This is a genomic window from Micromonospora sp. PLK6-60 (assembly GCF_019890675.1).
Lineage (GTDB): Bacteria > Actinomycetota > Actinomycetes > Mycobacteriales > Micromonosporaceae > Micromonospora.
This window is the reverse complement of sequence record NZ_JAIOAA010000017.1, coordinates 82863-96459: the sequence shown is the minus strand read 5'-3', so window position 1 is coordinate 96459 and position 13597 is coordinate 82863. Positions and strand designations below refer to the sequence as shown.

The following is a 13597-nucleotide window of genomic DNA, read 5'->3' as shown; positions in this document are numbered from 1 at the left end:
CCCGTACCCGACCCGATGGCCACAGGCGACGTCCACCCGTCGACCCGGCATCGCCAACGTCAGCTCCACCGGACCGCACCGACCGTCCTTTCGCTACTTCAGTGCACCGCAGGGAGATTAGATGTCACTTCTTTGGGGCCGCCGCATCCTGGCGGGTGCCATGACCCTCGTCGCCGCGGCGGCCATGACCGCGTGCGGCAGCAAGACCAGTGACGAGGGCGGCGCGGCCGGCGTCACCGCCGACGTCTCCGGCGACACCGTCAAGGTGGGCCTGCTCAACTCGCTCTCCGGCACCATGGCGATCAGCGAGGTCACCGTCCGCGACTCCATCATGCTCGCCGTCGAGGAGATCAACGCGGCCGGCGGCGTACTCGGCAAGAAGATCCAGCCGGTCGGGGAGGACGGCGCCTCGGACTGGCCCACCTTCGCCGAGAAGGCCGAGAAGCTCATCTCCGAGGACCGGGTGGCCGCCGTTTTCGGCTGCTGGACGTCGGCCAGCCGCAAGGCGGTCAAGCCGGTCTTCGAGAAGAACAAGGCGCTGCTGTTCTATCCGGTGCAGTACGAGGGTCTGGAACAGTCGCCCTACATCTTCTACACGGGCGCCACGACCAACCAGCAGATCGTCCCCGGGCTCGACTACCTCAAGGCCCAGGGAACGAAATCGGTCTACCTGGTCGGCAGCGACTACGTCTTCCCCCGGACGGCCAACAAAATCATCAAGGCGTACGCGGCGGCGAACGGGATGACCGTGGTCGGCGAGGATTACGCGCCGCTCGGGTCCACCGAATTCGGCACGATCGTCAACAAGGTCAAGTCGTCCGGCGCGAACGCCGTTTTCAACACCCTCAACGGTGACAGCAACGTGGCCTTCTTCAAGGAGTACAAGTCGGCCGGGCTGACCGCCGCCGCGATGCCGGTGGTGTCGGTGTCCATCGCCGAGGAGGAGGTCAAGGGCATCGGCACCCAGTACCTGGAGGGTCAGCTGACCGCCTGGAACTACTACCAGACCACGCCCGGCGCGGCGAACAGCAAGTTCGTGGCCGCGTACAAGGCGAAGTACGGCGCCGACAAGCCGACCAGCGACCCGATGGAGGCCGCCTACGTCAGCGTCCACCTGTGGAAGGCGATGGTCGAGAAGGCCGGCGCGTTCGACGTCGAGAAGGTCCGCGGCGCCTCCGACGGAATCACCTTCGACGCGCCGGAGGGCCTGGTCACGGTCGACGGCAAGACCCAGCACATCGCCAAGACCGCCCGCATCGGCAAGATCGGCGCGGACGGCCTGATCACCGAGGTGTGGAACTCCGGCAAGCCGGTCGCGCCGGACCCGTACCTCAGGACCTATCCGTGGGCGAGCGGCCTGAGCTGACGACGCCGGCCCGGGCGGGCACCGCGACGACGCGCCCCGCCCGGGCCCCCCGACCAGCAGTACGGAGTACCCACCGTGACAGTCCTCTTCGGTCAACTCTTCACCGGCATCAGCATCGGCGCGGTGCTGCTGCTCATCGCGCTCGGGCTGGCGCTGAGCTTCGGCCAGATGAACGTCATCAACATGGCGCACGGCGAGTTCATCATGGCCGGCGCCTACACCACGTACGTGCTGCAACAGAGCATCACCGGCGCCGGCCTGTCGCTGCTGGTCGCGCTGCCGGTGGCGTTCGTGGTCGCCGGCACGATGGGGGTGCTGCTGGAGATCCTGCTGATCCGCCGGCTCTACGCCCGTCCCCTGGACACCCTGCTGGTCACCTGGGGCGTGTCCCTGATGCTGCAACAGCTCGCCCGGGACATCTTCGGCAGTCCGAACGTGCAGACCCGCGCGCCGGACCTGCTCACCGGCAACGTGGCGGTGCCCGGCGGGCTGACGGTCGCCAACAACCGGCTGTTCATCCTGGCCCTGGCCCTGGCCGCCGTCGCCGCCCTCACCCTGGCGCTGCGGCTCACCCCGTTGGGGCGGCGGATCCGCGCGGTCGTGCAGAACCGCGACCTCGCCGCGGTGTCCGGCATCCCCACCGCCCGGGTCGACCGGACGACCTTCTTTCTCGGCTCCGGCCTGGCCGGGCTCGCCGGGGTGGCGCTCACCCTGCTCGGCCCGATCGGCCCGACCATGGGCACCAACCTGATCATCGACGCCTTCCTGGTTGTCGTGGTCGGCGGGATCGGCCAGCTCAAGGGCAGCGTGATCGTCGCCTTCGCCCTCGGGGTCCTCCAGGCCACCGGGGAGTACCTCACCACCCTCAGCGTCGCCAAGGTGATCGTCTTCGTGGCGATCGTCGCGTTCCTCCAGTGGCGGCCACAGGGCCTGTTCACCCTGCGGACCAGGAGCCTCGCATGACCGCCGTGACACCCGCGCCGCCGAGCACCGCCACACCAGCGGCCCCGGCCGACGCCCCGCCACCGCGGCGGCCCGGTGGCCGCTCGCGGCTGCGCGCGGCGGCCGGCTTCGCGTTCGGCGCGGCGCTGCTGTTCGCCGTCGCGCCGCTGGCCCTGTCGGACTTCCGGCTGGCCCTGCTCGCCAAGTACCTCTGCGTCGCCATGGTGGCCGTCGGCATCGGCATCGCCTGGGGGCGCGGCGGCATGCTCACCCTCGGCCAGGGCGTCTTCTTCGGCCTGGGCGGCTACGCGATGGCCATGCACCTCAAGCTCGCCGACGCGGGTCCCGGTGGGATGCCCGACTTCATGCAGCTGTACGGGCAGCTCGACGAACTGCCCGTCTGGTGGCGGCCGTTCGCCAGCCCGTGGTTCGCGCTGCCGGCCACGGTGCTGCTGCCGATGGCCGTCGCCTTCGGGCTCGGCTCACTGGTGTTCCGCCGCCGGGTGCGCGGCGCGTACTTCGCCATCCTCAGCCAGGCCCTCGCCGCCGCCATGGTGATCCTGTTGATCGGCCAGCAGGGGACCACGGGCGGCACCAACGGGCTCACCGACATCCAGGGCTTCTTCGGCTACGACCTGGACGACCCGGTCAACCAGCGGATGGTCTACTTCATCATCGCCGGCGTGCTGCTGGCGCTGCTCGCGCTGGCCCGCCAGCTCATCCACAGCCGCTACGGGGAACTGCTGGTGGCGGTGCGGGACAGCGAGGAGCGGGTCCGTTTCCTCGGCTACGACCCGGCGTCGGTCAAGCTCGTCGCCTACGTGGTGGCGGCGGGCATGGCGGGCCTCGCCGGCGCGCTGTTCGTGCCGGCGGTGGGCATCATCTCACCCGCCCTCATCGGCATCGTCCCGTCGATCGAGTTCGTCATCGGGGTGGCAGTGGGCGGCCGGGCCACGCTGCTCGGGCCGGTGCTCGGCGCGGTGGCGGTCGCCTGGGCGCGTACCGCCCTCTCCGAACGTTTCCCGGGCACCTGGACGTACCTGCAGGGGTTGTTGTTCGTGGTGGTGGTGGCGTTCCTTCCCGGCGGCCTGGCGTCGCTGTGGGCGCTGGCCCGCCGCCGCGACGCGGACTCCGCGTCGCGGCGGCGCGGGTGGTTCCCGACTGCCCGACGACGCGCGGAGCGAGCGGAGGTGCCGACGGCATGAGCGAACGCACCGAGCGCAGCGAGGGCCGTGCGGGCATGCCCAGCCGGCACGGCATGAGCGGCGACCGACTGGACGGGCTGTCCGTCCGTGACGTGCGGGTCAGCTTCGACGGCTTCACCGCCGTCGACGGCGTCTCGCTGGAGGTGCCCGCCGGTGACATCCGGTTCCTGATCGGGCCGAACGGTGCCGGCAAGACCACCCTGGTCGACGCGATCACCGGTCTGGTGCGGGCCACCGGCTCGGTGTGCTTCGGCGACCAGGAGCTGCTGGGTCGCCCGGTGCACCGGATCAGCCGGCTCGGCATCGGCCGGACGTTCCAGACGTCGACGATCTTCGAGGAGCTGTCGGTCGTGCAGAACCTCGACATCGCGGCGGGCGCCCGCCGGAGCTGGGCCACCCTGGTCCGGCGTCGGCGGGGGATCCCCGACGAGGTGGCCGCCGCGCTGGAGACCATCGGGCTGACCGGCCGGGCCGACCAGCTCGCCGGCACGCTCGCGCACGGCCAGAAGCAGTGGTTGGAGATCGGCATGCTGCTGGTGCAGGACGCGCGGCTGCTGCTGCTCGACGAGCCGGTCGCCGGGATGAGCCACGAGGAGCGCGACGCCACGGGCGCCCTGCTGGAGACGGTGAGCCGGGATCGCACGGTGGTGGTGATCGAGCACGACATGGACTTCCTGCGTCGCTTCGCGCGCAGCGTCACCGTGCTGCACGCGGGGAAGGTGCTCAGCGAGGGCACGGTGGCGCAGGTCCAGGCGGACCCGCGCGTGCAGGAGGTCTACCTCGGCCACCCGGTCGACGCCGGGTCGGTCCCCAGCGGTCTGGAGGCATGATGCTGACCCTGCGTGGGGTGCACGCCGGATACGGGCGTTCCCGGGTGCTGCACGGCGTGGACCTCGCCGTCCCGCCCGACGGGGTGGCCGCGGTGCTCGGGCACAACGGCGCCGGTAAGAGCACCCTGCTGCGCGTCGCGGCGGGCCTGCTGCGCCCGACCGCCGGCACCGTCGAGCTGGACGGCGAGGACGTCACCCGGCTCGCGCCGCACGAGCGGGTGGCGCGCGGCATGGCGTACGTCCCGCAGGGCCAGCAGTGCTTCCCGCACCTGACGGCGGCGGAGAACCTGCGCCTCGTCGCCGACGGCCGGCGCGACGGCGCGGTGGCGACGGCGGAGGTGCTGGACCTGTTCCCGGCGCTGCGTCCGCTGCTGCGGCGGCGGGCCGGGCTGCTCTCCGGTGGTCAACGTCAGCAACTCGCCATCGCCCGCGCGTTGATCACCCGGCCGCGGCTGCTCATGCTCGACGAGCCGACCGAGGGCATCCAGCCGTCGGTGGTCGCCGAGATCCAGGAGCGGATCGTCGAGCTGACCCGGCAGTCCGGCTTCAGCGTGCTGCTCGTCGAGCAGCACCTCGGGTTCGCGCTGCGGGTGGCGAACCGCTACCACGTCCTCGAATCCGGTCGGGTCACCTCGCACGGCGACGGTGGAGTCACGGCGGAGCGGGAGGTGCGCGCGGCCCTCGCGGTCTGACCCGGGTCGGGTTCGTCGAGGTCGGGAGCTGATCGACGAGCGCGGGGAGGAGGGGTAGCCGCGGGTCAGGCCGTACCCTGGCGGTTGACCCGCCCCTCTCGGGCCGCCTTCGACCGGCTGTGGTCGCGCTCGGTGCCGGCCGGTCCGGTCGCGGTGCGCTCGTGCCGCTGGCCCGGCGAGTGCTCCACGGTGGCCCCCTGCCGGCCCCGTGCTCCGCTGCCCGGGTGCCGGCGGCCCCGCGCCGACTCGCCACCGCTGTCGTGTTTGTTGTGCTTTTGGCTGCCCATGCCCGTGGATACCCGGTGCCCGGGCACCCATGCCATCGGGCGGGACGGCTTCCCTTTCCCGGCGGTGCGCGCGCCCGCGGCCTGGTCGCCTGTCAATGATCCAGCGGTGGGCGGCGGTCTACGCCTTCGCCTAGGGTGGGGTGGCCGACTCAATCGGGCTTGACGGCAGCTTCATCGTGGCCGTTGCGCCGGCCGGGAGTGGCGAAAGACCTCCGTGCCGACACCGGGAGGGAGCGCCGTGGCAACCGTCGAAGGCTCACGACAAGCCGGTTGGTGGCGGTGGACGGCGACGAACCCGGCTACCCGTGAGGACCACCGATGACCCAGAGCGAAGAGCATCGCCGGGAGATCGTCGTCGGACTGTTGGCGACCCCGCCCGACCACCCGGCTCGGGTGACCGCGCGGCTCACCGCCGAGCTGGCCGGCCGACTCGCCGAGCGGGTGGACGCGAACGCGCGGTGGACCGTTCGGGAGGGCTGGGGTGCGGTGGCGCCGCGCCGCGACGGTGGCGTTGAGGCGCTGCTCGACGACGTTGCCGAACGGCGCACCGACGACCGGTGGGATGTCGCGATCTGCCTGACCGACCTGCCGCTGCACACCGAGGGGGTGCCGCTGGTCGCGCAGACCTCCGCGCGGCGCCGGGTCGCGATGCTTTCCCTGCCCGCGCTGGGACTGCACCAGCTGCGAGCAGCCCGTGCGGCCGTTCCGGACATGGTGAGCCGGCTACTCACCGACACCTCCGACCAGCGGGTACCGCCGGCCGGCTGGGTGCCGGCCGAGATGGCAGGCCGGATGACGGCCGTTCACAAGGTGGTCGGCAGGACCGGGGAGGTGGGCTACCTCGGGTCACCGCTGATCGGCCGGGTGCGGCTGTTGGCCGGCATGGTCCGGGCCAACCGACCCGGACGCGCGCTGCTGGGCCTGTCCAAGCTGCTGGTCGGCGCCTTCGGCACGGCCGCGTTCGCGCTCACCACGGACACCATCTGGCAGATGGGCGACGCCCTCGGCGGGCTCCGGCTCGCCGTGATCATGTTGCTGGGGCTGACCGCGTTGGTGACCTGGCTGATCGTCGCCCATGACCTGTGGGAGAAACCGGACCGTGAGACGCCGCGCGAGCTGGCCCGGCTGTTCAACCTGGGTACGATCCTCACCCTCACCCTGGCCACGGCGGTGTCCTACCTGGCCCTGTTCGCTGGAACGGTGCTCGTCGGGGCGCTGCTGATCGACACCTCCGTGCTGGAGCAGACCTTGCAGCGGCCGGTCGATTTCACCGACTACCTCACGCTCGCCTGGATCACCACGTCGCTGGCCACCGTCGGCGGCGCGATCGGCTCCGGGCTGGAGAACGAGGAAACGGTGCGGGCCGCCGCTTACGGCTACCATCCCGAACCCGGCGGCTGGCGGGACGAGGGGGACGGGAGCCCCACTGTCGGCGGGTGACCGGACGCAGGCCCGGGTCGCGACTGAGCCGCCGGAGCGCGCCACGCACGGATCGGCTCATCCATGGCAGTCGGCTCCTGGCCGCCGGCGACCGCAGTGACGACAGGCCTCTCCGGGCGCCCTGTTGAGCCTGCGGCGGTCTCCGTCAGCGGCCGATTAGCGGGGTTCAGGTGGTCTTAGGCGGGTATGCCGGCCGCACCATTTCGCCGCCCGGTTCGCCATGAGCCGGGATGCTCGGCCAGGTGCGATCGGATACGGAGGCTACCCGTGACTCGACTGGCAGTCCGAGAGGCAGCGGATGCAAGGCAGGAGGAGGTCCAGCGGCGGGGGCGCGGGCTCGGCTGGATGAGTCTCGGTCTGGGCGTGGCACAGCTGACGGTGCCGGACACGGTGCGCCGGATCAGTGGCGTAGACGACTCCCGGGCTTCTCGGGCGGTGGTGCCGCTGGTCGGGGCGCGGGAGTTGGTACACGCGGCCGGGCTCCTGACGAGCCGGCGGAAGAGCGCCTGGACGTGGACCCGTGTCGTGGGCGACGCGATGGACCTGACCTCGCTCGGAATGGCCATCGCGCACCGGCGCGGGCGCCGCCGGCGGCGGCTCCTCGGGGTCACTGGCGCCGTCCTCGGGATCACGGTGCTGGATGTACTGACCGCCGTGCAAGCCACCCGGGCGAGGGAGATCGGCGCCGCGCCGGCGGTAGGGGGCGCACGCAAAGGAGGACCCATGGAGCTGACAGCAACCACAACGGTTCGCAAGCCCGCACGGGAGGTCTACGCGTTCTGGCGCGATCTGGGCAACCTTCCGACGTTCATGGCTCATCTCCGGGAGGTCCGCGCCACCGGCGACCGTACGAGCCATTGGTCCGCCAGCGCTCCGTTCGGCACGAACGTCGAGTGGGACGCCGAGATCATCGACGAGGCGACCGGAGAGAAGATCACGTGGCGGTCGACCGGGAACGCCGACGTGCCAAACGCGGGCACGGTCCGGTTCGTGCCCGCCCCGGACGGCGTCAGCACAGAGGTGCACGTCGTCCTGACCTACGACATCCCGGGCGGCGCGGTCGGCAAGGCGGTCGCCAGGTACTTCGGCGAGGAACCGCACCAGCAGCTCGACGACGACCTGCGCCGGCTCAAGCAGGTGCTGGAGACCGGCGAGGTGGTCCGCTCCGAGGGCGCCCCGTGGGGCAAGCGGGCCCGCAAGGAGTTCCCGCAGCGTCCGGCGCAACCGCTGTCGGATGCCGAACTCGCGAAGGGAGCGGACGCGTGAGGGCGAACACCTGGGCGGGCCGCAACAAGGTCAAGGTCCGTGACGTACCGGACCCGAAGATCCTGAACAAGCGCGACGCGATCGTAAAGATCACGTCCACCGCGATCTGCGGCTCCGACCTGCACCTGGTGGACGGGTATGTGCCCACCATGCAGGACGGCGACGTCATGGGCCACGAGTTCATGGGCGAGGTGGTCGAGGTCGGCTCGGGGGTGCCCGCGGACAAGCTGCGGGTCGGCGACCGGGTCGTCGTGCCGTTCCCGATCGCCTGCGGTGCGTGCGGCGCCTGCGCCGCCGAGCTCTACTCCTGCTGCGAGAACTCCAACCCCAATGCCGGGATCGCGGAGAAGATGTTCGGCCATCCGGTCGCCGGGATCTTCGGCTATTCGCATCTGACGGGCGGCTTCGCGGGTGGTCAGGCGCAGTACGCGCGGGTGCCGTTCGCCGACGTCGGTCCGCTGAAGATCGAGTCCGATCTGACCGATGAGCAGGTGCTGTTCCTCTCCGACATCCTGCCCACCGGCTTCATGGGCGCCGACCTGTGTGACATCCAGCCCACCGACGTGGTCGCGGTGTGGGGGGCCGGCCCGGTCGGCCAGTTCGCCATGGACAGCGCCCGGATGCTCGGTGCCGCGAAGGTCATCGCCATCGACAAGGAGCCGTACCGGCTGCAGATGGCGGAACGGGCGGGCCACACGCCGATCAATTTCGAGGAGGTGGACGTGCGGTCCCGACTGCTGGAGTTGACCGGCGGGCGGGGACCGGACAAGTGCATCGACGCCGTCGGCATGGAGGCCAGCCACGGTGCCGCGCACATCCACGCCTACGACCGGGTCAAGCAGGCAGTCCGGTCGGAGACGGAGCGCCCCCATGCGCTGCGGCAGGCGATCCTGTCGTGCCGCAGCGGCGGCATCGTATCGGTGATCGGCGTGTACGGCGGTTTCCTCGACAAGTTCCCGGCCGGCGCGTGGATGAATCGAGCGCTGACCCTGCGTACCGGGCAATGCCACGTACAGCGCTACATGAAGCCGCTGCTGCAGCGCATCGAGCGCGGCGAGATCGATCCGACCCGGGTCATCACCCACACGCTGCCGCTCGACGAGGCCGAACGCGGCTTCGACATCTTCAAGAACAAGCAGGACCACTGCGAGAAGGTCGTCCTCAAACCCTGACGGCCCCACCAGTGACAAGGCGCGCTCGGCGGACGCCCGATCTCGATCGGGCGTCCGCCGAGACGGTGGGTGGGGCTACAACATCTCCAGCGGTTGCGGGCTGGCCGGCGGTGGGAACGCCGTGTCGAGTGCCGCCAGGTCCTCCTCAGTGAGATACAGGTCGCGCGCTTCCGCGTTCTCCCGCGTGTGTTCGGGGTTGGCGGATCGGGGAATAGCCGCAACCCTCGCCTGCCGCAGTAGCCAGGCAAGCGCGACCTGAGCGGGCGTGGCCTCGTGCCGGGCGGCGATCTCCGCGACCTGGGGGTGGTCGAGCAGTCGGCCCTGCTCGATGGGCGAGTACGCCATCACCGGGATCTGGTGCTCGCGCAGCCACGGCAGCAGGTCGAATTCGGGACCGCGGCGGGTGAGGTTGTACAGGATCTGGTTGGTCGCGCAGGAGTTCCCGCCCGCCTCAAGTAGGTCCGTCATGTCGGAAAGATCGAAGTTACTCACGCCCCACTGCCCGATGTCACCGGCGTCGACGAGTTCGGCGAACGCCTCGATCGTCTCCGCGAGTGGCTGCCGGCCGCGCCAGTGCAGCAGGTAGAGGTCGATGTGGTCGACGCCGAGTCGTTGCAGACTGCGGCGGCAGGCCTGCACGGTTCCCCGTCGGCTGGCGTTGGACGGCAGCACCTTGTCGACCAGAAAGACGTCAGCGCGCCGCCCGGCGATCGCCTCGCCGACGAGTTCCTCGGAAGCGCCGTCACCGTACATCTCCGCAGTGTCGATCATGGTCATGCCCAGGTCGAGCCCGGTGCGTAGGGCGGCTATCTCGTCCCGCCGGCTCGCGGGGCGCTCGCCCAGGTACCAGGTTCCCTGGCCGAGCACGGGCATGGTCTGACCGGACGGCAGTTCGATCGCGGCGGCAGCGAGGGTCATGTCGTGGCCTTTCCGGAGCCTGGGCAGCAGTGGGCAGCCTGCGTACCCGCTGCGACGGGAAGCACTCTCGTAACGCGACCCTTCTCCGTACAGGTCCTCTCCAGGCGGCGGGCGTACCGGCGGATTGTCCGCCGTCGAGTGGCGTTCGCTGGCCTGTTTGTCGGTGCCCCCACCGGGAAGGCGACCCGAGCGAGCGATGCGCCGCCGACGGGGCGGCACCGCGAAGGGAGTCCACCAATGGCCCAGAGCCAGCAGCCACTGAGCGGCAAGCGAGTCGCTTGTCTCGCCGCCGACGGGGTGGAGGACGTGGAGTACACCCAGTCCCGCGCCGCCGCGGAGCAGGCGGGAGCCGAGGTTCACCTGATCTCGTTGAATTCCGGCGAGATCCAGTCGATGAACCAGGACATCAACCCGGCCAACCGCTATCGGGTGGACCGGACCGTGAACGAGGCCGATGCGGCCGACTACGACGCCCTGCTGTTGCCGGGCGGGACCGTCAACCCGGACCGGCTCCGGATGAACCAGCAGGCGATGGACTTCGTCCGGGCGTTCTTTCAGCAACAGAAGCCGGTCGCGGCCATCTGCCACGGCCCCTGGTCGTTGGTCGAAACCGGGATGGTCAACGGCCGGACCGTCACCTCGTTCCCCAGCCTGCGCACCGACATCCGCAACGCTGGCGGGAACTGGGTGGATCAACAGGTCCAGGTCGACAACGGCCTGGTCACCAGCCGCAACCCCAGCGACCTTCCGGCCTTCTGCGCCAAGATGGTCGAGGAGTTCGCCGAGGGCGAACACGTCCGCCAGATGGCGACAGCCTGACCCGGTGGGGCCCCGGGCCGGGTAGATCCGCCGGCCCGGGGAGCGTTTGTGGTCAGGGCACTAGATCATTCGGCGTCGTACCCGCCACAGCACCACAGCGATCAGGACCGCCGCGACGGCGACGAACAGGGCCGCCTCGATGAGCTGGAACGTCCAGAACCGGTCGGCCGGGTGGTAGACCTTGAACTGCTGGATGCCCCGCGCGTGCAGGAACTGGTTGAGGTTGGTGCCGGCCCGGTTGGCGACGGCCTCCAGCTCGTAGTACTCGGTCCAGCTCAGCCGGCGCCCGGTGGCGTCTGCGTAGCCGTGTTCGATCAGCCAGGAAGCGTTGCCGGACCCGGGCCGGTGCCCCGCCTGGCCCTTCGAGCCGCCGACGGCGACCGGCTCCATGGCGGTGAGCGGTGTGGCGTACGCGGGACGGGCCAGCAGCGCCACCGACATCCGGGCGGCGAGGAACGCCCCGAACGCGACGCCGAACGCGGGCAGGCTGCGCCGCAGGATCGCCCCGGCGGCGGTGGCGACGCCGAACGCGAACAGCGCGTACGCCACCGGAACAAGTCCCTCCAGGTCGAAGGCGTCGTACTGGAACCGCCCTTCCCACACGTCGAACGGCTGACGGAACCAGGTCAGCACCGCGGTGAACATCCCGGTGAGGGTGGCGGTGACGCCGGCCAGTGCCGCGAGCTTGGCCGCCAGCCAGCGCATCCGCGGCACGGCCTGCGTCCAGGCGAGCTGCCAGGTGCCGTCCTCCAGTTCCCGCGCGAGCAGCGGCGCACCGAGGAACGCTCCGATGACGACGGGGACCAGATAGAAGACCGCCAGCAGGTTCTCGACGTAGCCGTACTCCTCGTCGAGCCGGCGGAAGGAGGCCGCGCAGGTCTCGTTGACACCGGCCTCTCCCGCACACCGGGCGGGACCGCCGGGGAACAGGTCGTGGGCCTGCGTCCCGAGCACGACCAGGGCGATGCCGAACATGCCGACGAGCAGACCCAGGACGCAGATCTCGGTCCGGTGCTGGCGCCAGATCAACCACGTCATGCCGCCACCCCCGACGTGACCGCGGCGCTCGGCTCGGACGGCCGGCGCAGGTACGCCAGCACCAGGTCCTCCAGCGCGACCGGCCGGGCCTGCCAGCCGGGCGCGGCCGGGATCCCGCCGTCGCGTACCAGCAGGGTGGTGTGCCGGTCGCTGTGGACGGCCTCCACGACGGTGCCGGCGCGGTCGAGGTCGGTGGCCGTGCGCGGGCCGACGAGCAGCCGGTGCTCGGCGAGGAGGGTGTCGATGTCACCGGTGAGCGTGACCCGGCCGTGGTTGAGCACGACCAGGTGGTCGCAGACGCGCTCCAGCTCGTGCACGACGTGGGAGGAGAACAGGACGGTCACCCCGCCTTCGGCCACCGCACCCATGAGGACCTGCAGGAACTCGTGCCGGGCCAGCGGGTCGAGGCTGGCCACCGGCTCGTCGAGGACAAGCAGGTCCGGCCGCTTCGCCAGGGCCAGCGCCAACGCGACCTGGGCCTGCTGGCCGCCGGAGAGCGTGCCGGCCCTGCGGTCGAGCGGGATGCCCAGCTTCGCCAGCCGGCGCTCGGCCAGCCCCTGGTCGAACCGCAGGTTGCAGGCCCGGCCGAAGCGGAGCATCTCGGCGACGGTGAAGCGCTTGTACAGCGGGTGGTCCTGGGCCAGGAACCCGATCCGGGACAGCGTCTGCGGGGTGCTGGCGGTGACGTCGTGGCCGAGGACCTGCACCGTGCCGGTGCTCGGTGCCAGCAACCCGACGACCAGGCGCAGCAGCGTGGTCTTGCCCGCGCCGTTCGGCCCGACCAGGGCGATCACACCGCCCGCCGGCAGGGCCAGGGTGCAGTCGCGCAGCGCCCAGCCCTTCCGGTACCGCTTGCCCACACCGTCGGTGCGCAGCGCGAGCTCGGTCGCCGTCACGCCACGTCCTCATTCCTGGTCTGTTGGTGGACGGAGGTGAACAGCGCGTCGACCGCCTGCTCGTCGAGGCCGGCCGCGTAGGCGCGGCGCAGCCAGGTCGCCAGGCCGCGGTGCAGCGACGTGTACGTCGATGCCGACATCACGGCCGACTGCTGTTCGTTGACGAACGTGCCCTGGCCGGGCCGCCCGGTGACCAGGTTCTCCTGCTCCAGCTGCCGGTACGCCTTGGCGACGGTGTTCGGATTGATCGCCAGGTCCTCGACCACCTCGCGGATGAGCGGGAGGCGGTCACCGGGTTGGAGGAAGCCCAGCAGCACCGCCTGGCGGACCTGCTGGACGAGTTGCAGGTACGGCGGCACGCCGGAGTGGGTGTCGAGCCGGAAGATGAACACGGTTCTCCTCTACTGCTTTACTAGTTCCATAGTAAAGCAGTGATTCGGCGGTTCCGAGAGCCGACGCGCCCGCACGACCGCGGCTGGGCCCTACGTGTGCGCGTTCACCCGCGGCTCGGCCGCGATCGCGACGTCGAGTGCGCGACGGCGCGCGAAAATCACATCTGGTGCGACCAGGCACTGGCCTGCGCCGCCCAGGCCGCCTAAGGTGCGAAACACGAGATCCCCAACCGGCGACGCCCCCACCAGGACCTCGGGACCGCAACGCATCGCCTCGTTGACCTTGCGGTGGCAAAGTTGTTAGCGCTAACAGCATTTGTCCACTTCAGAGGGA

General features: G+C 70.7%; 13 protein-coding genes. 9 read left to right on the top strand and 4 right to left on the bottom strand.

The genetic code is table 11. From position 1 onward, the window contains the following. Positions 1–121: 121 nt before the first annotated feature. The 8 genes from urtA to K7640_RS24965 all read left to right on the top strand — a co-directional run bounded on the left by urtA (position 122) and on the right by K7640_RS24965 (position 9200). A complete protein-coding gene (gene urtA / locus K7640_RS25000; protein WP_222957350.1) occupies positions 122–1366 on the top strand; it encodes an urea ABC transporter substrate-binding protein in 1245 nt (414 codons plus the stop codon). Positions 1367–1441: 75 nt separating this feature from the next. Further along, positions 1442–2329, top strand: coding sequence for an urea ABC transporter permease subunit UrtB (gene urtB / locus K7640_RS24995; protein WP_222957349.1), 888 nt, complete (start codon positions 1442–1444; stop codon positions 2327–2329). Continuing rightward, positions 2326–3513: an urea ABC transporter permease subunit UrtC gene (gene urtC / locus K7640_RS24990; protein WP_222957348.1), complete on the top strand. Its 1188-nt coding sequence runs from the start codon at positions 2326–2328 to the stop codon at positions 3511–3513. The genes urtB and urtC overlap by 4 nt, the downstream gene beginning before the upstream one ends. Further along, on the top strand, positions 3510–4343 hold the full coding sequence (gene urtD / locus K7640_RS24985) for an urea ABC transporter ATP-binding protein UrtD (RefSeq protein ID WP_255609897.1): 834 nt from the start codon (positions 3510–3512) through the stop codon (positions 4341–4343). Before urtC ends, urtD begins: the two co-directional genes overlap by 4 nt. Next, positions 4343–5035, top strand: coding sequence for an urea ABC transporter ATP-binding subunit UrtE (gene urtE / locus K7640_RS24980; protein ID WP_091427612.1), 693 nt, complete (start codon positions 4343–4345; stop codon positions 5033–5035). The genes urtD and urtE overlap by 1 nt, the downstream gene beginning before the upstream one ends. A gap of 605 nt (positions 5036–5640) precedes the next feature. Beyond that, positions 5641–6762 (top strand): hypothetical protein, encoded by a 1122-nt coding sequence (locus tag K7640_RS24975; RefSeq protein WP_222957347.1) that lies wholly within the window; start codon positions 5641–5643, stop codon positions 6760–6762. A gap of 363 nt (positions 6763–7125) precedes the next feature. Continuing rightward, on the top strand, positions 7126–8028 hold the full coding sequence (locus K7640_RS30400) for an SRPBCC family protein (RefSeq protein WP_308042699.1): 903 nt from the start codon (positions 7126–7128) through the stop codon (positions 8026–8028). Continuing rightward, positions 8025–9200, top strand: coding sequence for a zinc-dependent alcohol dehydrogenase (locus K7640_RS24965; protein ID WP_222957346.1), 1176 nt, complete (start codon positions 8025–8027; stop codon positions 9198–9200). The genes K7640_RS30400 and K7640_RS24965 overlap by 4 nt, the downstream gene beginning before the upstream one ends. A 75-nt stretch (positions 9201–9275) precedes the next feature. On the opposite strand, the gene K7640_RS24960 is transcribed toward K7640_RS24965, so the two are convergent. After that, on the bottom strand, positions 9276–10118 hold the full coding sequence (locus K7640_RS24960) for an aldo/keto reductase (RefSeq protein ID WP_222957345.1): 843 nt from the start codon (positions 10116–10118) through the stop codon (positions 9276–9278). 237 nt (positions 10119–10355) lie between these two features. Between K7640_RS24960 and K7640_RS24955 the strand changes: the two genes are divergently transcribed. After that, complete coding sequence (locus K7640_RS24955; protein ID WP_222957344.1) at positions 10356–10937, top strand: type 1 glutamine amidotransferase domain-containing protein; 582 nt, start codon at positions 10356–10358, stop codon at positions 10935–10937. Between the two features lie 60 nt (positions 10938–10997). Here the strand turns inward: K7640_RS24955 and K7640_RS24950 are convergent, their stop codons facing one another. Genes K7640_RS24950 through K7640_RS24940 form a run of 3 tightly spaced genes read right to left on the bottom strand, consistent with a single transcriptional unit; the run spans position 10998 to position 13263 of the window. Beyond that, on the bottom strand, positions 10998–11975 hold the full coding sequence (locus K7640_RS24950; protein WP_222957343.1) for an ABC transporter permease subunit: 978 nt from the start codon (positions 11973–11975) through the stop codon (positions 10998–11000). Then, positions 11972–12871, bottom strand: a complete 900-nt coding sequence (locus K7640_RS24945) for an ABC transporter ATP-binding protein (RefSeq protein ID WP_222957342.1) — start codon at positions 12869–12871, stop codon at positions 11972–11974. The genes K7640_RS24950 and K7640_RS24945 overlap by 4 nt, the downstream gene beginning before the upstream one ends. After that, on the bottom strand, positions 12868–13263 hold the full coding sequence (locus tag K7640_RS24940) for a GntR family transcriptional regulator (protein ID WP_222957341.1): 396 nt from the start codon (positions 13261–13263) through the stop codon (positions 12868–12870). The genes K7640_RS24945 and K7640_RS24940 overlap by 4 nt, the downstream gene beginning before the upstream one ends. Positions 13264–13597 lie beyond the last annotated feature (334 nt).

What these genes read in the sequence shown, in the direction of transcription:
- urtA (WP_222957350.1), top strand. Translation starts at nt 122, where the DNA reads ATGTCACTTCTTTGGGGCCGCCGCATCCTGGCGGGTGCCATGACCCTC.
- urtC (WP_222957348.1), top strand. Translation starts at nt 2,326, where the DNA reads ATGACCGCCGTGACACCCGCGCCGCCGAGCACCGCCACACCAGCGGCC.
- urtD (WP_255609897.1), top strand. Translation starts at nt 3,510, where the DNA reads ATGAGCGAACGCACCGAGCGCAGCGAGGGCCGTGCGGGCATGCCCAGC.
- urtE (WP_091427612.1), top strand. Translation starts at nt 4,343, where the DNA reads ATGCTGACCCTGCGTGGGGTGCACGCCGGATACGGGCGTTCCCGGGTG.
- K7640_RS24975 (WP_222957347.1), top strand. Translation starts at nt 5,641, where the DNA reads ATGACCCAGAGCGAAGAGCATCGCCGGGAGATCGTCGTCGGACTGTTG.
- K7640_RS24960 (WP_222957345.1), bottom strand. Translation starts at nt 10,118, where the DNA reads ATGACCCTCGCTGCCGCCGCGATCGAACTGCCGTCCGGTCAGACCATG.
- K7640_RS24955 (WP_222957344.1), top strand. Translation starts at nt 10,356, where the DNA reads ATGGCCCAGAGCCAGCAGCCACTGAGCGGCAAGCGAGTCGCTTGTCTC.
- K7640_RS24950 (WP_222957343.1), bottom strand. Translation starts at nt 11,975, where the DNA reads ATGACGTGGTTGATCTGGCGCCAGCACCGGACCGAGATCTGCGTCCTG.